This window comes from Streptomyces sp. NPDC001407, assembly GCF_042895325.1.
Taxonomy (GTDB): domain Bacteria; phylum Actinomycetota; class Actinomycetes; order Streptomycetales; family Streptomycetaceae; genus Streptomyces.
Window position 1 is genome coordinate 107,289 of record NZ_JBIAWF010000004.1, and the last position, 22,775, is coordinate 130,063.

A 22,775-nucleotide genomic window follows, 5' to 3' on the forward strand; every position below is an offset into this window, starting at 1 on the left:
CCGGTACTGCCGAAGGTACACCGCGCACCCTGGACAGAACCGGGCAGACCCCCGCGAGCGCCGGACGGGGGCGCATCCGAGGGCGTGAGGGGAAATTTCCGCGGCCCCGGCGGCGCTGCAACCGTGGGAAGACCACGGGGCCACGGCGGCCCCGCGGACGCGTACGACTGTGGAGGGGCGAGCGTGCCGGTACCGGACGAAGTGATGCGGCTGGAGGCCGCCGAGCTCGGTGCACAGCTGGGGGAGCGGGCCACCCTCGTGCAGTTCTCCAGCGCCTTCTGCCAGCCGTGCCGGGCGACCAGACGGACCCTGGCGGAGGTCGCCGCCATGGTCGAGGGCGTCGCGCACGTGGAGATCGACGCCGAGGCGAGACTGGAGCTCGTCCGGGCCCTCGGCGTCAGCGCGACTCCCACCGTGCTCGTCCTCGACGCCTCCGGCCGCGTCAGGCGCCGGGCCGCGGGGCAGCCCCGCAAGGCCGATGTCATCGCGGCGCTCGGCGCCCTGGTGTGATGCACCGTGATCCATCTCCCATATCCCCGGCCGCACTTGACGGTGTACATGCATGATCGTCAATGTGACGTTATGTGGCCTGGACTGCTTCTCCACGGACGCGCGTACGTCGATCTGCTACGGACGGCCGGCGCGCGCTGTCCGGAGCGATGAGCACCCGAGACCGTACAGCTCCCGGTTGGACCTCCACCAGAAGGACAGATCGATGACGGCCACGCCCGGACTCGGCACGCCCCGCCTCGCCAACCCAGAACTGCTGCGCTCCGTGTTCCGCCGGCACGCCTCCGGCGTCGCCGTGATCACCGCGCACGGCACCCATCCGGTCGGCTTCACCGCGACCTCGCTCACCTCCGTCGCCGCCGAACCCCCGCTCGTCTCCTTCGGTGTCGGCACTGGTTCCTCCAGCTGGCCCGTGCTGGCCGAGGCCGAACACATCGGTGTCCACATACTCGGCGAGCACCAGCAGGAGCTGGCCGGCACCTTCGCGCGCAGCGGCGCCGACCGCTTCGCGCCCCCCACCAGCTGGCGGACGGGTCCCGAGGGCGTGCCGCTGCTCGACGGCGTCCTGGCCTGGCTGGTGTGCCGGGTGGTCGCCCGGGTGCCCGCCGGTGACCACCGCCTGGTGCTCGCGGAGGTCGTAACCGGCGACCCCGAGGGGGCGGGCCGCCCGCTGCTCTACCACCAGGGGCGCTTCAACGGTCTGCGGGACTGATACGTCCCTGGTTCGCCGCGTTGGCCAGATCACAGCCGACGCGCCTTGCATTCGTGGAACGCCCTGGGTGTACTGACGAGTAACATTCCGTTCGGGGCGTTGCCAGGTCCGACCGGAATGCGCCCCACAAGGCGCCTATGCTGCCTGCACAAGGCAGCTACGAAGAGACGATGCAGTAGGAGAGCCGGCGTGAGCTTGAGGATCGTTGTCTGTGTGAAGTACGTGCCCGACGCCACCGGCGACCGGCACTTCGCCGAAGACCTGACCGTCGACCGTGACGACGTGGACGGCCTGCTCTCGGAGCTCGACGAGTACGCGGTCGAGCAGGCGCTGCAGATCGCCGACGAGGCGGACGACGCCGAGATCACCGTGCTGACCGTGGGTCCCGAGGACGCCAAGGACGCGCTGCGCAAGGCGCTGTCCATGGGCGCCCACAAGGCCGTCCACGTCGAGGACGACGACCTGCACGGCACCGACGCGCTCGGCACGTCGCTGGTGCTGGCCAAGGCCGTCGAGCACGTGGGCTACGACCTGGTCATCTCCGGCATGGCGTCCACCGACGGTGGCATGGGCGTGGTCCCGGCCATGCTCGCCGAGCGCCTGGGCGTGCCGCAGGTGACCCTGCTGTCCGAGGTCGCCGTGGCCGACGGCAAGGTGACCGGCCGCCGTGACGGCGACGCCGCGAGCGAGCAGCTGGAGGCCTCCCTCCCGGCCGTCGTGTCCGTCACCGACCAGTCCGGCGAGGCCCGTTACCCGTCCTTCAAGGGCATCATGGCCGCCAAGAAGAAGCCGGTGGAGTCCCTGGACCTGTCCGACCTCGGCCTCGAGGCGGAAGAGGTCGGTCTCGAAGGCGCCTGGACCAAGGTCGACGAGGCCAACGAGCGCCCGGCCCGCACGGCCGGCACCGTGGTCAAGGACGAGGGCGAGGGCGGCAAGCAGCTCGCCGAGTTCCTCGCGGGCCAGAAGTTCATCTAGCGGCGGATCCGGGCCCCGCGGCGTGTCCGCGAGGGCTCCCGGTCCCCACCGCGGCTGAGCTTTTGTCAGTCCGCACGAACCGTCATCCGCCCCATTTCTGCGCAGGAGTCCCATCCCATGGCTGAAGTTCTCGTCTACGTCGACCACGTGGACGGTGCCGTCCGCAAGCCCACCCTCGAACTGCTCACCCTCGCGCGCCGCCTCGGCGAGCCCGTCGCCGTGCACCTGGGTGCCGGTGCCGAGGCCGCCGCGCAGACGCTCGGCGAGTACGGCGCGGTGAAGGTCCTCACGGCCGACGCGTCCGAGTTCGCCGACTACCTCGTCGCGCCCAAGGTCGACGCCCTGGAGGCCGCGTACAAGGCCGTCTCCCCGGTCGCCGTGCTCGTCCCGTCCTCCGCGGAGGGCAAGGAGATCGCGGCCCGCCTCGCGGTCCGCATCGGCTCGGGCATCATCACCGACGCCGTCGACCTGGAGGCCGGCGCCGAGGGCCCGGTGGCCACGCAGTCCGTCTTCGCGGCCTCGTACTCCACCAAGTCCCGCGTCACCAAGGGCACGCCGGTCATCACCGTCAAGCCCAACTCCGCCGCCCCGGAGGCCGCCGCTGCCGCCGGTACGGTCGAGCAGCTGGCCGTCTCCTTCGGCGAGAAGTCGACCGGCACCAAGGTCGTCTCCCGCACCCCGCGCGAGTCGACCGGCCGCCCCGAGCTGACCGAGGCCGCGATCGTGGTCTCCGGTGGCCGCGGTGTCAACGGCGCCGAGAACTTCTCGCTGATCGAGGGCCTGGCCGACTCGCTCGGCGCGGCCGTCGGCGCCTCGCGCGCCGCCGTCGACGCCGGCTGGTACCCGCACACCAACCAGGTCGGCCAGACCGGCAAGTCGGTCTCGCCGCAGCTGTACATCGCGGCGGGCATCTCCGGCGCGATCCAGCACCGGGCCGGCATGCAGACCTCGAAGACGATCGTCGCCATCAACAAGGACGCGGAGGCCCCGATCTTCGACCTGGTCGACTACGGCGTGGTCGGCGACCTCTTCGAGGTCGTCCCGCAGCTCACCGCCGAGGTCACGTCCCGCAAGGGCTGACCCCGTCCGCCCGGGAGGCCCCGTACGCCCACGCGTACGGGGCCTCCCGGCGTCTCGGCGCCGTGCCTGCCGGGCCGGACCTGTTGACCTTGACCCTGAGCCGTCGTTAACTTCGCTGTACGGACAGGGAATTCCGGTCAGTGGAAACTCGGAGGGTGGCGCATGGGGCAGCACCGGACGGTCGTGACAACCTTCGACGAGGCGCTGAAGGAACGCATAGGCGCCTCCCTCGCCGATGTCGACGCCGATCTCGCGCGCCGCTATCCCGGCGACCCGGGCACTCGCCAGCCCGTGCACACCGTCTATGTCCCCGCCGACGTCTTCGCCGCCGACACCGTGCGCTCCTGGGGCGCGAAGGCGCTCGCGGCTCTCGACTCCCACGCCCCCGACGCCGCGGCGTTCGCCGCCGTCCTCGGGATACCCGACGGCCTCGCCCGGCCCGTGTACGAGCGCGTGCGCGCCAAGCTGGAGCGCGAGCCCGTGGAGGACCTGCGCATCGACTTCGAGGACGGCTACGGGCCGCGCCCCGATGCCGAGGAGGACGCGGCCGCCGCGCGGGCCGCGCGGCTGGTGGCGCAGGCGTACGAGAACGGCACGGCGGCCCCGTACATGGGCATCCGCATGAAGTGCATGGAAGCCGCCGTGCGCGACCGCGGCATCCGCACGCTCGACATCTTCCTCACCGGACTGATGGAGGCGGGCGGGCTGCCCGCCGGTCTGGTGCTCACCCTCCCCAAGGTCACCTATGCCGAGCAGGTCACGGCGATGGTCCGGCTGGCCGAGGAGTTCGAGAAGGCGCGGGGCCTCGCCCCCGGGCGGATCCGCTTCGAGATCCAGATCGAGACCACCCAGGCGATCCTGGGCGCCGACGGCCGGGCGACCGTCGCCCGGATGATCGATGCCGCCGGGGGCCGCGCGACCTCACTGCACTACGGGACCTTCGACTACAGCGCCTCCTGCGGGGTGGGCGCGGCACAGCAGTCGCCTGACCACCCGGCGGCCGACCACGCCAAGGCCGTCATGCAGGTCGCGGCCGCCGGTACCGGGGTGCGCCTCTCCGACGGTTCGACGAACGTCCTGCCCGTCGGCCCGGCGCGGCAGGTGCACGACGCCTGGCGGCTGCACCACGGCCTCGTACGGCGAGCGCTGGAGCGTGCGTACTACCAGGGCTGGGACATGCATCCGGGGCATCTGCCGACTCGCTACGCGGCGGTGTATGCCTTCTACCGTGAGGGACTTGACCAGGCGGCGGCCCGGCTGACCGCATACATGCGGAGTGCGGGCGGTGCCGTACTGGACGAACCCGCGACGGCCAGGGCGCTCAGCGGCTATCTGCTGCGGGGGCTGGACTGCGGGGCGATCGACGGCGCCGAGGTCACCGGCCCGACCGGGCTGACCCGCGCGGACCTCGACCGGCTTGCGGGCCGGGCGGGATAGCGGTCAGCCTCCGGCGGGCGGGAGTTCGCCGGAGCCGCGCACGATCAGCCGGGTGGGGAGCTCCACCCGCTGTGGGGTTTCCGCCACTCCGTCCAGCCGCCGGAACAGCCGCTCCGCCGCGGTGCGTCCGAGCCGCGCCGCGTCCTGGGCGACGACGGTGACGGCGGGCGAGAGGAGGTCGGCGAGCTCGAAGTCGTCGAAGCCGACGAGGGCGACCGGGCGGGCCGCCGCGGCGATGACGCGCACGGCCGTCACCGTCACGCGGTTGTTGCCCGCGAACAGGGCCGTCACCGGCCGCGGTCCGGCCAGCATGGCCTCCGCCTCGGCCCGGACGCGCTCGGGAGCGGTGGGGCCGAGCGAGACCCACCGCTCGTCCACGGGCAGTCCGGCGTCCCGCATGGCGGCGCGGTAGCCGCGCAGCCGCTCGGCGGCGGTGTGGATGTGCGCCTGGTCGCCGATGAAGCCGATGCGCCGGTGGCCGTGTGCGATGAGGTGGGCGACGCCGTCGCGGGCGCCGCCGAAGCTGTCGGAGAGCACGACGTCGGCGGCCGTCCGCCCGGCCGGCCGGTCCACGAAGACGGTGGCGATGCCGGCGGCTATCTCGGGTTCCAGATAGCGGTGGTCGTCGCCCGCCGGGATGACGATCAGGCCGTCGACGCGGCGGGCGCAGAAGGCCAGCGCCAACTCCCGCTCGCGCTCGGGGTCCTCGGCGCTGGAACCGTTGATGAGCAGGGCCCCATGGGCGCGGGCCACCTCCTCGACGGCGCGGTTGAGCGGCGCGTAGAAGGGGTCGGCGAGATCCTCGAGGACCAGCCCGATGGACGCCGTGCGGCCTTTGCGGAGGATGCGGGCGCTGTCGTTGCGGCGGAAGCCGAGCGCGGTGATCGCGTCCCGCACGCGCTGTTCGGTGTCCGGGGTGACGCCCGGCTCGCCGTTCACGACCCGCGAGACGGTCTTGAGGCCCACCCCCGCGCGCGCCGCCACGTCCTTCATGGTCGGGCGGTTGCCGTAGCGGTACTGCGGACTGGTCTGGGCCACGATGGCTCGTTCCTTTGCGTGTCACGGCGGGCGTCGATGCGTGGGGGTGACGTCGAGCATAGAGCCTGGACAACGTTGTCAACTCTGGGGAGACTGGCGGCCGCACATCCTTTCGGCGCCCGTGGATCAGGAGATACCGCACCAAATGCACACCGACAGCTCCGGCCTCGTCGCGGCTCTCGACATCGGCGGCACCAAGATCGCGGGAGCGTTGGTGGACGACCACGGACGTCTGCTCGTCCGCGCCCAGCGGCCGACGCCCGCGGGGGAGGACGCGACGACGGTGATGGGCGCCGTGGCGGAGGTGCTCGACGAGCTCGTACGCGCCCCCGGGTGGCCGCGGGTCGTGGCGGTGGGCATCGGCAGCGCGGGTCCCGTCGACGCCTCCCGCGGCACGGTCAGCCCGGTCAACGTCCCGGCCTGGCGCGCCTTCCCGCTGGTCACCGAGGTGCGGGAGCGGGCGGGCGGACTGCCGGTGGTGCTGGTGGGCGACGGCGTCGCCATGACCGCGGCCGAACACTGGCAAGGTGCCGCCCGCGGCCGCGCCAACGCCCTGTGCATGGTCGTGTCCACGGGCGTCGGCGGCGGGCTGGTCCTCGACGGCCGTCTCCACACCGGGCCCACGGGCAATGCCGGCCACATCGGACACATCAGTGTCGACCTCGACGGTGACGCCTGCCCCTGCGGCGCGCGCGGCTGTGTGGAACGCATCGCGAGCGGACCCAACATCGCCCGCCGCGCGCTCGACACGGGCTGGCGTCCGGCCCCGGGCGGCGACCGGAGCGCGGCCGCCGTCGCGGCGGCCGCCCGCGCCGGGGACGCGGCGGCCCTCGCCTCCTTCGAACGCGCCGCGCAGGCCCTGGCCGCGGGCATTGCGGCGACCGCCACCCTGGTCGAGATCGAGGTGGCCGTCATAGGCGGCGGTGTCGCCGGTGCGGGGGAGATCCTCTTCGGCCCGCTCCGCGAGCGCCTGCGGGACTACGCGACGCTGTCGTTCGCGTCGGGGGTCGAGGTGCTGCCGGCCAGGCTCGGCTCCGACGCGGGGCTGGTCGGCGCGGCATCCGCCGCGGCGCGGGAACTGCGGCTCTGGGCGCCGCCGTCGTCACGCTGACCCCCGCGGGGGTGGAAGCCGGGCGCGGGGGTATGCGCCGGAAGCGGTCCGGTGAGGGGCAGGGAGCGTGCACCGGCGGCCGAGTTGGCCGTCAGGGACGGGGCGCGACGGGTGGAATCAGGCCTTCACCGGCCGATGGGTGAACGGGCGGCGCGCCATGCCGCTCGCACGCGTTTCCGTGGCAAGGTGTTGCGGGCACTCCACAGGGGTCTACGGAGAAGGGGGAACCGTGATCGTCTGGCTGAACGGCGCGTTCAGTACGGGGAAGACCAGCACGGCGCGAGAGCTGACCGAGCTGATCCCCGGCAGCACCCTCTACGACCCTGAAGTGATCGGCGCGGCCCTGCATCACCTGGTGCCGCCGAAGAGGATGGGCGAGGTCGGCGACTACCAGGACCTGCCGATCTGGCGGCGCCTGGTCGCCGACGCCGCCGCGGCCCTGCTCGCCGAGGTCGGCGGGGTGCTCGTGGTGCCCATGACCCTGCTCCGGCAGGACTACCGGGACGAGATCTTCGGCGCCCTCGCCTCCCGTCGCATCCCTGTCCGGCATGTGCTGCTGACGGTTGACGAAACGATACTGCGGACGCGTATCGCGAACCGTGAGGAGTTCGAGGACGATCCCGAGCGCAGCGAGAGCGTCCGGCGCTGGGCGCTGGACCACATCGCCCCCTACCACGCGGCGCTGCCCTGGCTCCATACCGACGCCTTCGCCGTGGACACCGGCGGCCTGACACCGCGTGAGGTCGCCGAGCAGGTCGCCGAGGCCGTACGCACCGGCACCGCAGGCGCCTGCGCCATCGTCCAGACCCCGGAACCCACGGCCGAGACGCTCGCCGCCGGCGTCCTGCTCTTCGACGAGGAGGACCGCGTGCTCCTCGTCGACCCCACCTACAAACCGGGCTGGGAGTTCCCCGGTGGGGTGGTCGAGCCCGGCGAGGCGCCCGCCCGGGCCGGAATGCGCGAGGTGACCGAGGAGATCGGCATCGAACTCTCCGAGGTGCCACGCCTGCTGGTCATCGACTGGGAGCCGCCCAAGCCGCCCGGCTACGGCGGGCTGCGGTTCCTCTTCGACGGAGGGCGGCTGACGGAGGCCGAGGCGCACCGGCTCCTGCTGCCCGGCTCCGAACTGCGCGGCTGGCGCTTCGTCACCGAGAGCGAGGCGGCGGCCCTGCTGCCGCCCGTGCGGCTGAGCAGACTCCGCTGGGCGCTGCGCGCCCGCGAACAGGGACGCCCGCTCAATCTCGAAGCGGGCGTCCCGGTCGGCTGACGGCCCGCGGGCCGCCGTGGCGTCAGCGGTTGCCGGCCGCGTAGTTGACGAGGAAGAGGGCCTCGGCCAGGGAGAGCCGCTCCAGCTCCTCGGGGGAGACGCTCTCGTTCACCGCGTGGATCTGGGCGTCGGGCTCGCTCAGCCCGATCAGCAGCATCTCCGCCTCCGGATAGAGGGAGGTGAGGGTGTTGCACAGCGGGATCGAACCGCCCATGCCGGAGATCTGCATCTCCTCGCCGGGGTAGGCGATACGCATCGCCTCGGCCATCGACGCGTACGCCGGGCTGTCGGTGTCGGCACGGAACGGCTGGCCCTGGCCGACCTGCTCCACCGAGACCCGCACCCCCCACGGCGCGGCCGCGACCAGATGGGCGGTCAGCAGCTTCGCGGCCACCGCCTCGTCCGTGCCCGGCGGCACCCGCAGGCTCACCGTGGCCCGGGCGCTCGCCTGGACGGACGACGTGGCGCCGATCACCGGCGGGCAGTCGATGCCCAGGACCGTGACGGCCGGGCGCGCCCAGATCCGGTCGGCCACCGTGCCGGAACCGATCAGCCGCACCCCGTCGAGGACCTTGGCGTCCTTGCGGAAGTCCTCCTCCGGATACTGCAGCCCCTCCCAGCGTGCCTGTGCGTCCAGGCCGTTGATGACCGTCGAGCCGTCCTCGGCGCGCAGCGAGTCCAGGATCCGGATCAGTGCCGCCAGCGCGTCCGGCGCCGCCCCGCCGAACTGGCCGGAGTGCAGATTGCCCTCCAGCGTGTCCACCTGGACCACCAGGTTCGACATGCCGCGCAGCGTCGCCGTGACGGTCGGCAGGCCCACCCGGAAATTGCCCGCGTCGCCGATGACGATGGCGTCGGCGGCCAGCAGCTCCGGGTGCGCCTCCGCGTACCGCTCCAGGCCGCCGGTGACCTGCTCCTCCGAGCCCTCGACGATCACCTTCACCGTGACCGGGACACCGCCGTGCGCCTTCAGCGCCCGCAGCGCGGTGAGGTGCATGACCACACCGCCCTTGCAGTCCGCGGCACCGCGCCCGTACCAGCGCCCGTCGCGCTCGGTCAGCTCGAACGGCGGCGAGAGCCAGGCGTCCTCGTCCAGCGGCGGCTGCACGTCGTAGTGCGCGTAGAGCAGCACGACGGGCGCGCCCACCGGGCCCGGCAGACAGCCGTAGACGGACTGCGTGCCGTCGGGGGTGTCGAGGAGGGCCACATCCTCCAGGCCCTCGGCGCGCAGGGCGTCGGCCACCCAGTTCGCCGCGCCCTCGCACTCGCTGCGCGGGAACTGCGCCTCGTCCGCGACCGACTTGAAGGCCACCAGCTCGGCCAGCTCGGCCCTGGCACGGGACTGGAGTGAGGCGACGGTCGCCGCCAGCGCGGCCGGGTCCGGCTGGGGCTGACGGGGCGAGGGCTGCTCCATGGAACGCTCCTTGGGGGCACGGCGTTATCCGTACATACAGGCGATTGCGCTGCCGATCCTCCCATGGCCGCCCGGCGCCGTGCCCGCGGCCTTCCCGGCGCGGGGCGGACCAGCGGCGGGCCGTAGGATGCGGGCGGTAGCCGTAACCGGTGATCGAGCGGGAGTAACAGCACAGGTGAGCAGCGACAACGCAGCCCAGGACGCGGGGCGGGACGCGGCCGAGGGCCAGGAGCCGGTGTGGGACGTCGTAGTGGTGGGCGCGGGGCCCGCGGGGGCCTCCGCGGCCCATGCGGCCGCTTCCGCGGGCCGGCGCGTCCTGCTCCTGGAGAAAGCCGAACTGCCGCGCTACAAGACCTGCGGCGGAGGCATCATCGGCCCCTCGCGTGACGCGCTGCCGCCGGGCTTCGAACTGCTGCTGCGCGAGCGTGTGCATGCTGTCACCTTCTCCTTGAACGGGAAGCTCTCGCGCACCCGCCGTTCCAAGCGGATGCTCTTCGGACTCATCAACCGGCCCGAGTTCGACGCGGGCCTCGTCGAGGCCGCGCAGCGCGCGGGCGCCGAGGTGCGCACGGGCGTGACCGTCTCCCGCGTCGAGCAGCACGGCCCGGCGGTGCCCGACCGGCGCACCGTCGCCGTCGTGCTCGGCGACGGACAGACCGTCCTGGCCCGCGCGGTCGTCGGTGCCGACGGCAGCGCGGGGCGGATAGGGGCCCATGTCGGGGTCAAGCTCGAGCAGGTCGACCTCGGCCTGGAGGCCGAGATCCCGGTGCCCCCGACGGTCGCCGAGGACTGGGCGGGCCGGGTGCTCATCGACTGGGGTCCGATTCCCGGCAGTTACGGCTGGGTCTTCCCCAAGGGCGACACCCTGACGGTGGGCGTGATCTCGGAGCGGGGCGACGGCTCGGGCACCAAGCGCTATCTGGAGGACTTCATCGCCCGTCTCGGCCTGGCGGGTTTCGAGCCGAGCATCTCCTCCGGACACCTCACCCGCTGCCGCTCGGACGACTCGCCGCTCTCCCGTGGCCGGGTGATCGTGTGCGGTGACGCGGCCGGACTGCTGGAGCCCTGGACCCGCGAGGGCATCTCCTTCGCCCTGCGCTCGGGCCGCCTGGCGGGGGAGTGGGCCGTGCGCATCGGTGAGGCGCAGGACGCGGTCGACGCCCGACGCCAGGCGCTCAACTACGCCTTCGCCATCAAGGCGGGCCTGGGCGTGGAGATGGGGGTCGGGCGCCGGATGCTCGGCCTCTACAAGCGGCGCCCCGGCCTCATCCACGCCGCCGTCACGGGCTTCCGCCCGGCATGGCACGCGTTCGCGAAGATCACGCGCGGCACGACCACGCTCGCCGAGATCGTACGGACGCACCCGGCGGCCCGCCGCGTCCTGTCCTCGGTGGACCGCGCCGAGGCCGCGAACGCCCGCTGAGGTCCCAGGGTGTGAGCCGGGCCGGGATATCGGCGGCCCGGCCCGCCCGGCGACGGTGGGGAGGCTTGAAGGGCGGGGAGCGGACAGCCCGTTCCGGAGGGGTGAACGCGGGCCGCCCTCGTCCGAGCCCAGGGCTCGCACCCCCTCCGCAGCGCCCCGAACATCGCTCCTCGCCCCGGCGCGGTCGGCCCCGCATGCCCGGCCCCACCCCTACGCGGCCGCGCCCGGCGTCGTCGATATCCGGAAGACCGGGTGCCGCGAGGCGATCCGCCGCAGTTCCTCGTCGGGGGACTTCGCCGTCACCCCGTCGAAGAACCGGCCCACTTCCCAGCCCCAGCGGCTCAAATAGGCCCGCAGCAGCGGGACTTTCTCCTCGTCCGGCACCTCCACGGCGGTGAAGGACATGGTCTGGCGCCCGAGGCGCAGCCGCCCGCCGCCCGCGGCCCGGAGATTGCGCACCCACTGCCCGTCGCCGCGCGCGGACACCAGGAAGCGGCCTCCCTCCGCGTCGAGCGGATTGACCGGGACCGGCCGCCACTCGCCGCTGCTGCGCCCTCGCACCGACAGCTCCGCCGTTCCCGCCAGGCTCAGACCTCGCCGCGCCAGCCAGCCGATCGTGCCGTGGACGAGCCGCGCTTCCAGCCGTCCGGGCTTGATGTAGTGCGCCATGGGACACCCCCGAGTTTCCGGTTTCCGATGAGAGAGCGGTGCTCTCGCCTGAGATCAGTGTGCGCGCTTTCTCGCATCGGCGCAAGAGCGCTGCTCTCGTTTCTGGCTGTTGCTTCCGCCGGCTGGCAGACTGGGCCTCATGAGTGCGATCCGAGGGGCCAGAGAGCGGGCCCGCAGCGAAATCACCGCCGCCATCAAGGACGAAGCGCGCCTCCAGCTCGCGCGGGACGGCGCGGCCAAGCTGTCCCTGCGCGCCGTCGCCCGCGAGCTCGGCATGGTCTCCTCCGCGCTCTACCGCTACTTCCCCAGCCGCGACGACCTGCTGACCGCCCTCATCGTCGACGCGTACAACGCGGTGGGCACCGCCGCCGAGACCGCGCTCGCCGCCGTCGACAGCGACGACCCGACCGCCCGCTGGACCGCCGTCTGCCGGGCCGTCCGCACCTGGGCCCTCGCCCACCCGCACGAATACGCGCTGATCTACGGCTCGCCCGTCCCCGGCTACACCGCCCCCCTGACCACCGTCGAGCCCGCCGGCCGGGTCGCGCTCGCCTTGCTCTCCATCGCCCGCGAGGCCCACGCCGACGGCAGGCTCGTCACTCCGCCCGTGGACCCGCTGCCCCGCACCGTGCACACCGACGTCGAGCGGCTGGCCGCGGAGTTCGCCCCGGGGCTCCCCGCGCCGGCGACGGCCGCGCTCGTCGCTGCCTGGGCCCAGCTCTTCGGGCTGATCGGCTTCGAGCTCTTCGGCCAGTTCGACCAGGTCGTCGAGGCCCGGGACGCGTTCTTCGCGCACGCCGTCCGCGGCCTGGCCCACCAGGTGGGGCTCACTACTCCCCAGGAAGTAGATGCGGCCACCACGCGCGGCTGACGCCGCCCGCCCCGGCGCCGACTAAGCGGTCTTGTCGAAGTGCAGTGCGGTACCGCGCCCCGTAAGGGGCGGGGGAACTGCGCGACCAGCCCCCACCGGCCCGCAGCGACCGGACCGCACTTCCAGCGGAGCGCTTAGCTTGGCCGCATGCGCAGTGAAGGACGGGCGCCGTGGGCGCGGGAGCGCGGCGGGGGACCGCCCTGGGAGCGCTGGTTCGCCCGCTCGAAGCGCCGCCTGCCCTGGCCGTCCACCCTCGCTGTCGCGGTGTTCCAGCAGGTCGGCGGGCACTACGCGGCCCTGGACCAGCCCGCCGGGTGCCGCTCGACTCCTTCGCGAGGGTCCTGCTCGCCGCGGGCCCCGCCTTCCTGCTGATCCGCCACCGCCACCCCCGCGTCGCCGTCTTCGGCACGTGCGTCGTCACCCTGCTCTATCTCGGCGGCGGCTACCCCTACAGTCCCGTCTTCCTCAGAGCTGTCATCGCCTGCTTCACCGCGATCGTCGCCGGACACCGCCGCGCCGCGTGGTGTGCGGTCGGCCTGCTGTGGGCAGGCCATCTCCTCGTCGCCCACTGGCTCTACCGCCGGCTGCCGCCCGGCGGCGACGGGCCGGCCGCCTGGAACGAGGAGTGGGCGCCCACCGCCTGGGCCGTAGCCGTCCTCGTCGGATCCGAACTGGTCCGGCTGCGGCGCGAGCAGTGGGTCCGCGACCGCGTCGAGCGGGCCGCCGCCGCCCGCCGCCCGCCGCCGCGCCGACGAGGAGCGGCTGCGCATCGCCCGCGAGCTGCACGACGTGCTCGCCCACAGCATCTCCGTCATCAACGTCCAGGCCGGCGTCGGGCTCGCCCTGCTCGACGAGCACCCCGAACAGGCCCGCACGGCGCTCAGCACCATCAAGGCCGCCAGCAAGGAGGCGCCCGGCGAGGTCCGCCAGGTCCTCGACACCCTGCGCACCCCCGGCGACGCGCCCCGCTCGCCCGCTCCCGGCCTCGACCGCCTGCCCGAGCTGGCCGAGCAGGCGTCAGGCGCCGGGCTCGCCGTGGACATCGCCGTCGAGGGCCCACGCATCGCCCTGCCACCCGGCGCCGATCTCGCCGCCTTCCGGATCGTCCAGGAAGCCCTCACCAACATCGTCCGCCACTCCGGCTCCCGCACGGCCCGGGTGCTGCTGGCCTACCGCGCCGACACGCTCCTGCTGCGCGTCGACGACGACGGCCCCGCCACCGGGGCCGCGCTCCCCAGCAGCGGTAAGGGACTGGTCGGCATGCGGGAACGGGCCGCGGCCCTCGGCGGTACGGTCGAGGCGGGCCCCCGGCCCGACGGCGGCTTCCCCGTCAGCGTCCGACTGCCCCTCGCCACCCCGCCCCAGGAGAAGCCGTGAGCGACCGAGGAGCCCGCCCCATCCGCGTCCTGTCGCCGACGACCAGCTGCTCGTACGCGCCGGCTTCCGCGCCCTGCTGGACGCGCAGCCCGACATCACCGTCGTCGGTGAGGCGTCGGACGGCCGGCAGGCCCTGGCGCTGGTCCGCGAACTGCGTCCCGACACCGTCCTGATGGACATTCGGATGCCCGTGCTCGACGGGCTCGCCGCCACCCGCCGGATCACCGGGGACCCGCAGCTGGCGGACGTGAAGGTCATCATGCTGACCACCTTCGAGCTGGACGAATACGTCTTCGAGGCCATCCGCTCCGGTGCCTCCGGCTTTCTCGTGAAGGACACCGAACCCGACGAACTCCTGCGCGCCGTGAGGGCCGTGGTCGCCGGTGACGCGCTGCTCTCGCCGGGCGTCACGCGCCGCCTCATCGCCGAATTCGCCGCCCGCTCCAAGGAACCGGCTGCCGCCGGTGCCCTCTCGGAGCTGACGGACCGTGAACGCGAGGTGATGACACTCGTCGGAATCGGGCTGTCCAACGACGAGATCGCCCGCCGTCTCGTCGTCAGCCCCCTGACCGCCAAGACACACGTCAGCCGCGCCATGGTCAAGCTCGGGGCGCGGGACCGGGCCCAACTGGTCGTCCTCGCCTATGAATCCGGCCTGATCCGCCCCGGCTGGCTGGGCTGACGCGAGGGCGTCAGAAGAGCGACTGCGGACCGGCCGGCTCCGGTATGCGCGCGGACACCGTCGTCCTCGCCCCCGGAGCCGCCGCCAGCAGCGGCCAGCCCGCCAGCTGCCGGGCGTCCACCAGCAGCGCCGGTCCGCCCGCCGTTTCCAGATACACATCCGGACCCGCCACGGCGGTCACCTCGCCCGCCAGCGTGCGCCCCGCGGCCAGCTCCGCCAGGCGATGGCCCGGCCCGATGCGGTCGAGACGGAACACCTCGTCGTGGTGCACCGGCGCGAAGGCCCGGACGGTCAGGGACTCCGGCAAGGTGCCCAGTCCGCGGGCCCGCTCGTGCAGCGCGGCCAGCTCCGCCACCCGCTGCTCGCGGGGCGGCACCGGATGGCGGGCGGCCCGCTTGGCCGCGTACGGAAAGCGGTCCGGGACCGCGAGCGCCGCGCCCAGCACGGCCTCCGCCCGGCGGGCGGCCATCAACGGACCACGCCCGAGCAGCGCGTAGGACAGCGCGGCCTGTTCGAGCAGCCGGACCCCTTCGCGCTCGGCGGCCGTGATCCCGACCTTGATCACATGGGGGCCGAACCACGCCAGGTAGACGTCGTACGCCCGGGGGTCGTCGACGGCGGTGTCGGCGGCCACGGAGTGCGAGCGGTCCAGCCGCGCGCAGTCGGGACACTGTGCCGAGACCGCCGCCGCGGGCACCTCGGCATCCGTCGGGCACGGAATGTGCCGGGTGCCCCTGCGCACTCCCACGCACCGCCGCGCATCGCCGGTCGTGAACGCCAGCGGCCGTCCCGCAGGCAGGGGAGAGGAGCGCATTCCGTGGGCCGGGTGCAGCCAGGCCAGCGACGGCCCGGACGGTGCCCAGCGCAGCCCGGCGCACCGCCACTCTTCCCGCGTCCCGCTCATCTCCACCCCGCCTTTCGCCTCCCGGACGGCCCGCGCCGCCCCTCGACGCCGCCCCGTCCGGCTTCCCGGCCGCCTCTCCTTCGGATTGTGTCAGCGACCACTGACAACGCCTCGGGTCACCGTGCGGCGGCGCGCACCACGTTCCGCGTCCCGTACGCGATCGCCGCCGCCATCGCCGCGAGCGCGGCGACCGTGGTCAGGGCGACCGGCAGCGACCAGGTCTCGGCGAGGAAGCCGATCGCCGGAGGGCCGAGCAGCATGCCGCCGTAGCCGAACGTGGAGGCGGTGGCCACCCCGCCGGGGCCGGCGAGTTCCCCGGCCCGGCCGATGGCGACCGGGAAGATGTTGGCGAGGCCGAACCCGGTGACGGCGAAGCCCAGCAGGGCGGCCCAGACCGTCGGCGCCAGCGAACCGAGCAGCATACCGACGGCGGCGGCCGTGCCGCCCGCGACCAACGTCCTGGTCTGCCCCAGGCGTTCGAGGAGCACGGTGCCCGTCAGGCGCCCCAGGGTCATGGTGAGCGCGAAGACGGAGTAGCCGACGGCCGCGAGGCCCGCCCGGGCGCCGAGGTCCTGGTGGAGATGGAGCGCGCCCCAGTCCGCGAGCGCGCCCTCGCCGTAGGCGTCGCACAGCGCGATCAGCCCGAAGACGACGACCAGTCGGCGCCCCTTTCCGCTGCCGGAGCCGGTCGTGGCGGCCGGGGTGCGGGGCTCGGGGCGCGGCGCCGGGTGGGCGAGGAGCGCGCGGCCCGCCACGGCGCTGATGGCCAGTCCGACCACGGTCAGGAGCAGCAGGTGGCTGGTGGCGGACAGGTGCCCCGCGACCAGCCCGCCGAGCCCCGCGCCCAGCATCCCGCCGAGGCTGAACGCGGCGTGGAAGCTGGGCATCACGGGCCTGCGCAGCGCCGCGACGAGGTCGACGGCCGCGCTGTTCATGGCGACGTTGATGCCGCCGTAGGCTGCGCCGAAGACGAGGAGCACCAGCCCGAGGGCGAGTGCCGAGTGGGTGAGCGGCGGCAGGGCGATGCCCAGGGACATGAGCACCCCGGCGGCGACCGTCACCGGATGGCTGCCGAACTTGTGACACAGCCGGCCGGTCACGGTCATGGTGGCGACCGCGCCGGCGGAGACCCCGAGCAGGGCCAGTCCGAGGGCGCCCGCGGAGGCGCCGGTCTGCTCCTTGATGGCGGGGATGCGGACGACCCAGCCCGCGAAGAGCAGGCCGTCGAGGGCGAAGAAGAGGGTCAGGGCGGTACGGAGGCTGCGCAGGGCAGGGTCGACGGGTATCGGGTCCTGAGGGCCCCGAATGGCGGTCCGTATTTTGTTCAGCGTCGGCACAAAGTCAGAATAGGGGCGTGACCCAGACTCGGACAACACGTTTGGAACGGGGCCGTGGAGCCCTCGGCCCGGCCCTGGAGCTCGTCCACACCGGCCGTGCCCCCACCCGCGCCGTGCTCACCGCCGAGCTCGGCGTGACCCGCGCGACCGCCGGGGCCGTGGCCGCCGAGCTGGAGGCCCTCGGCCTGATCGAGGTCGACGCGCGGCCCGGCGCGGCCGCGGGGTCCCAGGGGCGGCCCTCGCACCGGCTCGCCGTGGCTCCCGACGGGCCCGTCGTCCTCGCCGCGCAGATCCACGCCGACGGCTTCCGGGCCGCCCTCGTCGGGCTCGGCGGCCGGATGATCGCCACCGCGCCCGGCTGCATGACCGTGCCCGCGGATCCGTCGCACATCATCGACGCCGTCGTCGAGGCCGGTGCCGGACTGCTGCGCGAGACCGGCCGCCGCTGTCTCGGCGCCGGACTCGCCGTCCCCTCGGCCGTCGCCGAACCGGAGGGCACGGCACTCAACCCGCTGCACCTGTCCTGGCCCGCCGGCGCACCTGTCCGCGACCTCTTCTCCGAGGCACTCGCCAAGGCGGGGATCCCCGGCGCCGGAACCGGCCCCGCCGCCGGTGTCACCGGCAACGACGTCAACCTCGCCGCCCTCGCCGAACACCGCCACGGGGCCGGGCGCGGCGCCAAGGACCTGCTGTGCGTCGCCACCGGACACCGGGGTGTGGGCGGCGCGCTCGTGCTCGACGGGCGGCCGCACACCGGCAGTTCGGGCCTCGCCCTGGAGGTGGGGCACCTCACCGTCAACCCCGTGGGCCTGCCCTGCCACTGCGGCAGCCGCGGCTGCCTCGACGTCGAGGCGGACCCGCTCGCCTTCCTCACCGCGGCCGGCCGCGCGCCCGGACCCGAGGTCTCCCAGCTCCAGCAGTCCCGCGACCTGCTCCGCACGGAGTACGCCGACCCGTCCGTACGGGGCGCCGCCGAACTCATCATCGACCGGCTCGGCCTCGGCCTCGCCGGACTGGTCAACATCCTCAACCCCGACCGCGTCATCCTCGGGGGACTCCACCGCGACCTGCTCGAGGCCGACCCCGACAGGCTCCGCGCCGTCGTCGCCGACCGCAGCCTGTGGGGCCGCAGCGGCAGCGTGCCCATCCTGCCCTGCACCCTCGACCACAACAGCCTCATCGGCGCGGCGGAAGCGGCCTGGCAGCCCGTACTGGACGACCCCCTGGCCGCCCTCGGCTGAACACGCGCGCGCACGCGCGTAGAGGGCCGAAAACACACCGGGGGAGTACGCGGCCCGCTCCGCGTACTCCCCACGGGGCAGGCGGACGACCGTCGGCCGTACGACGACGTGGGCGCCCGGCGCGAGCAGGCTCGGAGGTGAAGAAGCCGTCACCACCGAGGAGCTGAACCCCCATGAACACTCTCGCGCAACCCTGGGCCGACGGCGGGCCGGGCCCCTGGATCCTCTTCTTCCCACTGGTCTGGGCCGTCGTCGTGGTCAGTGCCGTCACCCTGCTGCGCCGCACCGTATGGCGCGGCCGCCGTGCCCCCTGGCACGTCCGGCCGGCAGCGGCCGAGAACTCCCCGACCGCCGTCCTGGGCCGCCGGTTCGCCGCCGGAGACATCGACGAGGACGAGTACTGGCGCCGGATGTCAGTCCTGGAGGAGCACTTCGGCACCGGAGGCAAACACGGTACGCCGTGACCTCCCCGCGAACGCCCCCTGCCGCACGGGTCCGTCGGCGCCGTCGAGGCACGGGCGCCCGTGCGCTGCGCGTCACCGCCCGATCAGGAGCCTGGTCGCGGCGTTCGGCAGGGCCGTCTGGTACGGGCCCGGCCCCCGCCCGGCGGGCGGCGCGCCCGGATGTGCCGCGCGCCGCTCCCGCTGGAATGGCCGCCCCTGCCAAGCAACCGGGAACGCGGGATCAGACAGGGGAACGGTCGCGCAGCGGCGCCGTCCGGACCGTCACCAAGGACTCGTCGAAGACGGGCTCCTGGAGCACGGGATGCTGGAGCGCGGGCAGTTCGAGGACGGGCTGTTCGAAGGCGATCGTCGTCCGGTCCGACTGCACCGGCCGGGTCCTGGGCGTGCCGGGCACGGGCAGCGTGAACCATACGACCTTGCCGCCGTCGTGACGTTCCTGCACGCCCCAGCTGGCGCTGACCGCGGCGATCAGGGCGAGGCCCCGGCCGTGGGTGCTCGCCGGGTCGGCGCTGCCGATGCGCGGCAGGCGGGGGTCGTGGTCGCGTACGGAGAGGGTGAGTTGGTCCAGCACGAGGTCGATCTCGACCGTGCAGCGCTTGTCCGGTTCCGCGTGCTGGTGCACGTTGGTGAGGAGTTCGGTGACGCCGAGCGCGGCCGGGTCGATGAGGGGATCCAGATGCCAGTAGCGCAATTGCGCGGATACGATTCTGCGGACCTGGCCGATCCGCGGCGGGAGAGCCTGTAGCTCTACGGTGCAGTGCTTGTTCGGTCGGCTGATCACGGCTGCGACTCCCTGAAGAAGTAGGGCTAGCCTGATGCAGATAGGCGTTCTGACGCGCTGGGTCCGGGCCGGCGGAGGCGGTCGTCGGCCCGGTCGACGCCGAGGATCCACAGCGTAACGGACCATGAACCCTCAGTGAGGCTGGTACGAGTCAAGGGTCGACCCTGGCGGGCACACGCGCAACTTCTGGACCGTCAGTCCCCCGCGTCACTGCCCCGGGCGGAACGGACCGCCTCCAGGAAGCGCCGGACGGCGGACGGGCCCGACTCCTCGGCGGACGGGTCCTGGCCACCCAGCGTCAGGACGTAGCGCGTGCCGTTCACCCGCGCCCGCGCCCGGTCCCGGGCGGCGAACCACGGCCGGCCCGCCTGGACGGAGTCCACGGGCGCGCTGTCGATCTCCCTGCCGTAGCTCGTCAGCAACTCGAGCCTGCCGTCCTTGATCTTCACCTGGCCGGCCCGGGTGAGAGAGCGCAAGGAACGCTCGATCCGCACCCCGGTCGCGTTGAACTCCGGCTCCGCCACGGCAACCGCCTCCCCGGCTGAATCGTGTGCCCAGTGCGCAGTCTGCCTGTGAGGGGGCTCACGCACCAGTGCCCATTTATGATCGAAACGTCCGAGTGCTCCGCATGAGCCCGGATGAATCGCGTGAGGAGCGCCGTGAACAGCACCGTGCGACCCGGGGCGACGGGCGCGGATCCCGGTTCCGCCCTCCCCACCCTCGATGTGGACCGCAGCGATCCCGTCCACCGCGCCTGGCTCAACGAAGCCGTCCGCAAGGTGCAGGCCGACGCGAACCGCTCCGCCGACACCCATCTGCTGCGCTTCCCGCTGCCGCCCGAATGGGGGATCGACCTCTATCTGAAGGACGAATCCACCCACCCCACCGGCAGCCTCAAGCACCGCCTCGCCCGCTCCCTCTTCCTCTACGGGCTGTGCCACGGCTGGATCCGCCCGGAAGCCCCCGTCATCGAGGCGTCCAGCGGCTCCACCGCCGTCTCCGAGGCGTACTTCGCCGGGCTCATCGGTGTTCCATTCATCGCCGTCATGCCCCGCACCACCAGCCGCGAGAAGTGCCGGCTGATCGAATTCCACGGCGCGCGCTGCCACTTCGTCGACGATCCGCGCAAGATGTACGAGGAAGCGGCGGCCCTCGCCGCGCAGACCGGCGGTCACTACATGGACCAGTTCACCTACGCCGAACGGGCCACCGACTGGCGCGGCAACAACAACATCGCCGAGTCGATTCACACTGATGCATCCTCCTCTGACCTGCGAGGATGCCGGAAGGAGACCCAATGGACGCCTCGTACGAGCAGGTTCGGATGTGGGCGGAGTCACAGTCGCCTGACGTGCTGCGGCAGGTGCTAGACGGCCTGGCGAGTCGGGTCGAGCCCTCGCAGCCCCAACCGAAGGCCGCGAAGCGACGACCCGCACAGGTGGCGTTAGACCTCGACAAGCCCTCCAGGATCGCTGTTGAGGTTGAGTGGAGCTGACCGGTTAGTTAAGTAAGTTCAGTAACTGGACCGAGAGGGACAGGGGTACAGCAAATGACGGAGCCCCGCCGCTTCAAGGAGCGGCGGGGCCCATGTGTGTTGGCGCGCAACGGCTTACGGCTCGTCGAACTCGCCCTTCTTGGCGCCGTCCAAGAAGGCCGCCCACTCGGCCTTCGTGTAGAAGAGCTTGGGGCCGTCCGGGGCCTTCGAGTGCCGTATGGCCCGTCCACCGTCAGCCGTACCGGCTACCTCTACGCATTCATTCGCTCCCGGCTGTGACGCAGTGGCCTTGCGGAACTCGGTGACGATCTCTTGTTCCTTCATCAGTCTTCTTCCTTATTTTCCGAGATGCTGTCTGCTGCATCTTGGATGAACTTGATGCTCTGATCAGGTGTCATGGCAGCCGAACGAAGTACCTCAAAGATGTGTGCATGTTTGGCCACACCCTCAGGGTCTTCTTGGAGCATGGTTCCAGTCGCGCTCTCGATTACCACGGCCGAGGGCGCAGGTTCCGGACCGAAGCTAAGCATCACGAAGTGGCTGCTGTAGTGGCACGCCTTCCACTCCTCCAGTGGCAGCACCTGAACTGTCACGTTTGGCTGTTGGGCAACCGTGGCGATGTGATGTAGCTGTCCTCGATGCACTGTAGCTGAAGGCATCGGAGCCGTGAGTGCTGGTTCCCAAATGACTGCCGAGAAGTGAGTTCCGTTCTCGTTGATTACCTTCTTGCGCTCCTCCTTAAGCTTGACGAAAGCCGCTTCGGCCTCCGGGGTGTAGATGTTCAAGCTGGACTGCTGTGCCAGTGTTCGAACGTAGTCCGGGGTCTGGAGCAACCCAGGGATGAACGAGGTCTGCCAGGCCCTGATGTGGCTTGCGTCCGCCTCAAGACTGACGTACTCGGCAAAGTCGCTGGGAAGGGTCTCATCCATCCACCAGCCCCGCTTGTTGGAGTTGCGGGCCAGGTGCACGAGGTAGTCAACGACTGCCTGATCCTTGACTCCGTACAGACTGAGGAGAAGGTGAACATCACCTGGTTTCGCGGTGACTTGACCCGATTCGATGCGGCTTACCTTACTTGCGGAGCCGCCCAACTTCTCGGCGGCGAACTCCTGGTCCAGGCTCGCCGCTTCCCTGTACCGGCGAAGTGCTGTTCCGAGCCGTCGAGATCGCACTGTGGGCCTTCCACCTGCGGGCATCGCCCCTCCTGACTGTCTGAGTCCAGTGTGCGTACCTGGTGGTCGCCCACGCTAGCCAGTACCCCCTAGGGATCAAAATGCAAGTCTTGCACTGACGAACCACTTGCACGGCTGTGGGTGGAGGTCTAGCGTGCAGAGCACCGCACGGCGCCGACTGCAAGTCGGCCCGAGAAGGCGCTAGTTACACCTGTCCACCTGACAGAGGTAGAGCCATGAGACGTGTAGAGGTGGCGAAGTTAGAGCCCGTGTACAGCCACACCGTGAAGATCAACGACAAGGTCAGGATCGACGGCAGGGATCTTCGCGTGGTGGACATGCACGGGGCCGAGGACCGGAGCGGATCGAAGATCCTCACCCTGTCCACGGGGAAGAGGCTCCGCCTGCCGCCCAACCAGCCCTTGACCGCCGTACGAACCTACGTCGAAGAGATCGCGTGAGTAACAGGTACTTCCGCTTCGGGAACTATGAACTCGTCCAGGACCCCAGCGTTCAGCCTGAGTTCAGAGCTATGTGCATCAGTGCCCCCCAGGAGTGCACCGCGCACTCGGGGCCATATGTCGAAATGGAGTCCATGCACAAGTGGTGCGTGCAGCACACTATTGCGACTGGCCACGAGGACTTCCGGCGTACCTGTGGTGACGCTTTCCGAGTGATCTCGCCGGAAGGTGCGCTCATCAACGGGAAGCCCTACAAGAGGGATTAGCCCGCCCTATCGGGTATGCGTATCCGGCTGTACGGGGGGCAGCCGGATGGCTATCCCACAAGCCCCTGCCCTCTGCATACTCGCCTAC

General features: G+C 72.1%; 22 protein-coding genes and 2 pseudogenes. 15 read left to right on the top strand and 9 right to left on the bottom strand.

The window, feature by feature from the left end; translation table 11 throughout:
- Positions 1-204 precede the first annotated feature (204 nt).
- The 5 genes from ACFY1P_RS07845 to ACFY1P_RS07865 all read left to right on the top strand — a co-directional run bounded on the left by ACFY1P_RS07845 (position 205) and on the right by ACFY1P_RS07865 (position 4,714).
- Complete coding sequence (locus ACFY1P_RS07845) at positions 205-510, top strand: thioredoxin family protein (RefSeq protein ID WP_361528419.1); 306 nt, start codon at positions 205-207, stop codon at positions 508-510.
- Between the two features lie 205 nt (positions 511-715).
- Positions 716-1,222: a flavin reductase family protein gene (locus ACFY1P_RS07850; protein ID WP_361528397.1), complete on the top strand. Its 507-nt coding sequence runs from the start codon at positions 716-718 to the stop codon at positions 1,220-1,222.
- 189 nt (positions 1,223-1,411) lie between these two features.
- Positions 1,412-2,197 carry an electron transfer flavoprotein subunit beta/FixA family protein gene (locus tag ACFY1P_RS07855; protein ID WP_087924966.1) on the top strand — a complete coding sequence of 262 codons (786 nt, stop codon included), beginning with the start codon at positions 1,412-1,414 and terminating at the stop codon, positions 2,195-2,197.
- Between the two features lie 117 nt (positions 2,198-2,314).
- A complete protein-coding gene (locus tag ACFY1P_RS07860) occupies positions 2,315-3,277 on the top strand; it encodes an electron transfer flavoprotein subunit alpha/FixB family protein (protein WP_361528399.1) in 963 nt (320 codons plus the stop codon).
- A gap of 162 nt (positions 3,278-3,439) precedes the next feature.
- Entirely contained in the window at positions 3,440-4,714 is a 1,275-nt protein-coding gene (locus ACFY1P_RS07865) for a DUF6986 family protein (RefSeq protein WP_390750066.1), read from the top strand.
- Between the two features lie 3 nt (positions 4,715-4,717).
- Here ACFY1P_RS07865 and ACFY1P_RS07870 read toward each other — a convergent pair whose 3' ends face one another.
- Entirely contained in the window at positions 4,718-5,707 is a 990-nt protein-coding gene (locus tag ACFY1P_RS07870) for a LacI family DNA-binding transcriptional regulator (RefSeq protein WP_361528421.1), read from the bottom strand.
- 190 nt (positions 5,708-5,897) lie between these two features.
- Between ACFY1P_RS07870 and ACFY1P_RS07875 the strand changes: the two genes are divergently transcribed.
- Both ACFY1P_RS07875 and ACFY1P_RS07880 read left to right on the top strand, forming a co-directional pair.
- On the top strand, positions 5,898-6,863 hold the full coding sequence (locus tag ACFY1P_RS07875) for an ROK family protein (protein WP_390750067.1): 966 nt from the start codon (positions 5,898-5,900) through the stop codon (positions 6,861-6,863).
- 229 nt (positions 6,864-7,092) lie between these two features.
- Positions 7,093-8,130: an NUDIX domain-containing protein gene (locus ACFY1P_RS07880; protein ID WP_361528405.1), complete on the top strand. Its 1,038-nt coding sequence runs from the start codon at positions 7,093-7,095 to the stop codon at positions 8,128-8,130.
- A 22-nt stretch (positions 8,131-8,152) separates the two neighbouring features.
- Here ACFY1P_RS07880 and ACFY1P_RS07885 read toward each other — a convergent pair whose 3' ends face one another.
- Positions 8,153-9,544: a dipeptidase gene (locus ACFY1P_RS07885; protein WP_390750068.1), complete on the bottom strand. Its 1,392-nt coding sequence runs from the start codon at positions 9,542-9,544 to the stop codon at positions 8,153-8,155.
- Positions 9,545-9,719: 175 nt separating this feature from the next.
- Between ACFY1P_RS07885 and ACFY1P_RS07890 the strand changes: the two genes are divergently transcribed.
- Entirely contained in the window at positions 9,720-10,967 is a 1,248-nt protein-coding gene (locus ACFY1P_RS07890) for a geranylgeranyl reductase family protein (RefSeq protein ID WP_390750069.1), read from the top strand.
- A 210-nt stretch (positions 10,968-11,177) separates the two neighbouring features.
- Here ACFY1P_RS07890 and ACFY1P_RS07895 read toward each other — a convergent pair whose 3' ends face one another.
- A complete protein-coding gene (locus ACFY1P_RS07895) occupies positions 11,178-11,636 on the bottom strand; it encodes a nitroreductase family deazaflavin-dependent oxidoreductase (RefSeq protein ID WP_361528411.1) in 459 nt (152 codons plus the stop codon).
- A 139-nt stretch (positions 11,637-11,775) separates the two neighbouring features.
- On the opposite strand from ACFY1P_RS07895, the gene ACFY1P_RS07900 reads away from it, so the two are divergent.
- The 3 genes and pseudogenes from ACFY1P_RS07900 (at position 11,776) to ACFY1P_RS07910 (ending at position 14,566) form a co-directional block, all read left to right on the top strand.
- Entirely contained in the window at positions 11,776-12,507 is a 732-nt protein-coding gene (locus ACFY1P_RS07900; RefSeq protein ID WP_390750070.1) for a TetR/AcrR family transcriptional regulator, read from the top strand.
- A 147-nt stretch (positions 12,508-12,654) separates the two neighbouring features.
- A pseudogene (locus ACFY1P_RS07905) lies at positions 12,655-13,884 on the top strand (sensor histidine kinase).
- A gap of 46 nt (positions 13,885-13,930) precedes the next feature.
- Entirely contained in the window at positions 13,931-14,566 is a 636-nt protein-coding gene (locus ACFY1P_RS07910) for a response regulator (RefSeq protein ID WP_390750263.1), read from the top strand.
- Positions 14,567-14,576: 10 nt separating this feature from the next.
- On the opposite strand, the gene ACFY1P_RS07915 is transcribed toward ACFY1P_RS07910, so the two are convergent.
- Positions 14,577-15,470: a DUF2797 domain-containing protein gene (locus ACFY1P_RS07915; protein ID WP_390750071.1), complete on the bottom strand. Its 894-nt coding sequence runs from the start codon at positions 15,468-15,470 to the stop codon at positions 14,577-14,579.
- Between the two features lie 116 nt (positions 15,471-15,586).
- Complete coding sequence (locus ACFY1P_RS07920) at positions 15,587-16,807, bottom strand: MFS transporter (protein ID WP_390750072.1); 1,221 nt, start codon at positions 16,805-16,807, stop codon at positions 15,587-15,589.
- A 17-nt stretch (positions 16,808-16,824) separates the two neighbouring features.
- Between ACFY1P_RS07920 and ACFY1P_RS07925 the strand changes: the two genes are divergently transcribed.
- The gene (locus ACFY1P_RS07925; protein ID WP_361521021.1) at positions 16,825-18,048 is read left to right on the top strand and encodes an ROK family protein; all 1,224 of its coding nucleotides are present in this window, start codon (positions 16,825-16,827) and stop codon (positions 18,046-18,048) included.
- Between the two features lie 173 nt (positions 18,049-18,221).
- Positions 18,222-18,512 carry an SHOCT domain-containing protein gene (locus ACFY1P_RS07930; protein WP_361521024.1) on the top strand — a complete coding sequence of 97 codons (291 nt, stop codon included), beginning with the start codon at positions 18,222-18,224 and terminating at the stop codon, positions 18,510-18,512.
- A gap of 220 nt (positions 18,513-18,732) precedes the next feature.
- Here the strand turns inward: ACFY1P_RS07930 and ACFY1P_RS07935 are convergent, their stop codons facing one another.
- Together ACFY1P_RS07935 and ACFY1P_RS07940 are read right to left on the bottom strand one after the other, a co-directional pair.
- On the bottom strand, positions 18,733-19,293 hold the full coding sequence (locus ACFY1P_RS07935; protein ID WP_361521027.1) for an ATP-binding protein: 561 nt from the start codon (positions 19,291-19,293) through the stop codon (positions 18,733-18,735).
- Between the two features lie 194 nt (positions 19,294-19,487).
- A complete protein-coding gene (locus tag ACFY1P_RS07940; RefSeq protein ID WP_361521029.1) occupies positions 19,488-19,817 on the bottom strand; it encodes a hypothetical protein in 330 nt (109 codons plus the stop codon).
- Positions 19,818-19,931: 114 nt separating this feature from the next.
- On the opposite strand from ACFY1P_RS07940, the pseudogene ACFY1P_RS07945 reads away from it, so the two are divergent.
- Positions 19,932-20,543: pseudogene (locus ACFY1P_RS07945) on the top strand (pyridoxal-phosphate dependent enzyme); the annotation flags it as partial.
- A gap of 359 nt (positions 20,544-20,902) precedes the next feature.
- On the opposite strand, the gene ACFY1P_RS07950 reads toward ACFY1P_RS07945, so the two are convergent.
- Together ACFY1P_RS07950 and ACFY1P_RS07955 are read right to left on the bottom strand one after the other, a co-directional pair.
- Entirely contained in the window at positions 20,903-21,112 is a 210-nt protein-coding gene (locus ACFY1P_RS07950; protein WP_390750073.1) for a DUF397 domain-containing protein, read from the bottom strand.
- Positions 21,112-21,984 carry a helix-turn-helix domain-containing protein gene (locus tag ACFY1P_RS07955; protein WP_390750074.1) on the bottom strand — a complete coding sequence of 291 codons (873 nt, stop codon included), beginning with the start codon at positions 21,982-21,984 and terminating at the stop codon, positions 21,112-21,114. The genes ACFY1P_RS07950 and ACFY1P_RS07955 overlap by 1 nt, the downstream gene beginning before the upstream one ends.
- A gap of 212 nt (positions 21,985-22,196) precedes the next feature.
- Between ACFY1P_RS07955 and ACFY1P_RS07960 the strand changes: the two genes are divergently transcribed.
- Complete coding sequence (locus ACFY1P_RS07960) at positions 22,197-22,421, top strand: hypothetical protein (RefSeq protein ID WP_390750075.1); 225 nt, start codon at positions 22,197-22,199, stop codon at positions 22,419-22,421.
- The last annotated feature ends 354 nt before the right edge of the window (positions 22,422-22,775 follow it).

Coding starts and splice junctions, on each gene's coding strand:
- ACFY1P_RS07845 (WP_361528419.1), top strand. CDS start 205: ATGCGGCTGGAGGCCGCCGAGCTCGGTGCACAGCTGGGGGAGCGGGCC.
- ACFY1P_RS07850 (WP_361528397.1), top strand. CDS start 716: ATGACGGCCACGCCCGGACTCGGCACGCCCCGCCTCGCCAACCCAGAA.
- ACFY1P_RS07860 (WP_361528399.1), top strand. CDS start 2,315: ATGGCTGAAGTTCTCGTCTACGTCGACCACGTGGACGGTGCCGTCCGC.
- ACFY1P_RS07865 (WP_390750066.1), top strand. CDS start 3,440: ATGGGGCAGCACCGGACGGTCGTGACAACCTTCGACGAGGCGCTGAAG.
- ACFY1P_RS07870 (WP_361528421.1), bottom strand. CDS start 5,707: ATGAAGGACGTGGCGGCGCGCGCGGGGGTGGGCCTCAAGACCGTCTCG.
- ACFY1P_RS07875 (WP_390750067.1), top strand. CDS start 5,898: ATGCACACCGACAGCTCCGGCCTCGTCGCGGCTCTCGACATCGGCGGC.
- ACFY1P_RS07885 (WP_390750068.1), bottom strand. CDS start 9,544: ATGGAGCAGCCCTCGCCCCGTCAGCCCCAGCCGGACCCGGCCGCGCTG.
- ACFY1P_RS07895 (WP_361528411.1), bottom strand. CDS start 11,636: ATGGCGCACTACATCAAGCCCGGACGGCTGGAAGCGCGGCTCGTCCAC.
- ACFY1P_RS07900 (WP_390750070.1), top strand. CDS start 11,776: ATGAGTGCGATCCGAGGGGCCAGAGAGCGGGCCCGCAGCGAAATCACC.
- ACFY1P_RS07915 (WP_390750071.1), bottom strand. CDS start 15,470: ATGAGCGGGACGCGGGAAGAGTGGCGGTGCGCCGGGCTGCGCTGGGCA.
- ACFY1P_RS07930 (WP_361521024.1), top strand. CDS start 18,222: ATGAACACTCTCGCGCAACCCTGGGCCGACGGCGGGCCGGGCCCCTGG.
- ACFY1P_RS07950 (WP_390750073.1), bottom strand. CDS start 21,112: ATGAAGGAACAAGAGATCGTCACCGAGTTCCGCAAGGCCACTGCGTCA.
- ACFY1P_RS07955 (WP_390750074.1), bottom strand. CDS start 21,984: ATGCCCGCAGGTGGAAGGCCCACAGTGCGATCTCGACGGCTCGGAACA.
- ACFY1P_RS07960 (WP_390750075.1), top strand. CDS start 22,197: ATGAGACGTGTAGAGGTGGCGAAGTTAGAGCCCGTGTACAGCCACACC.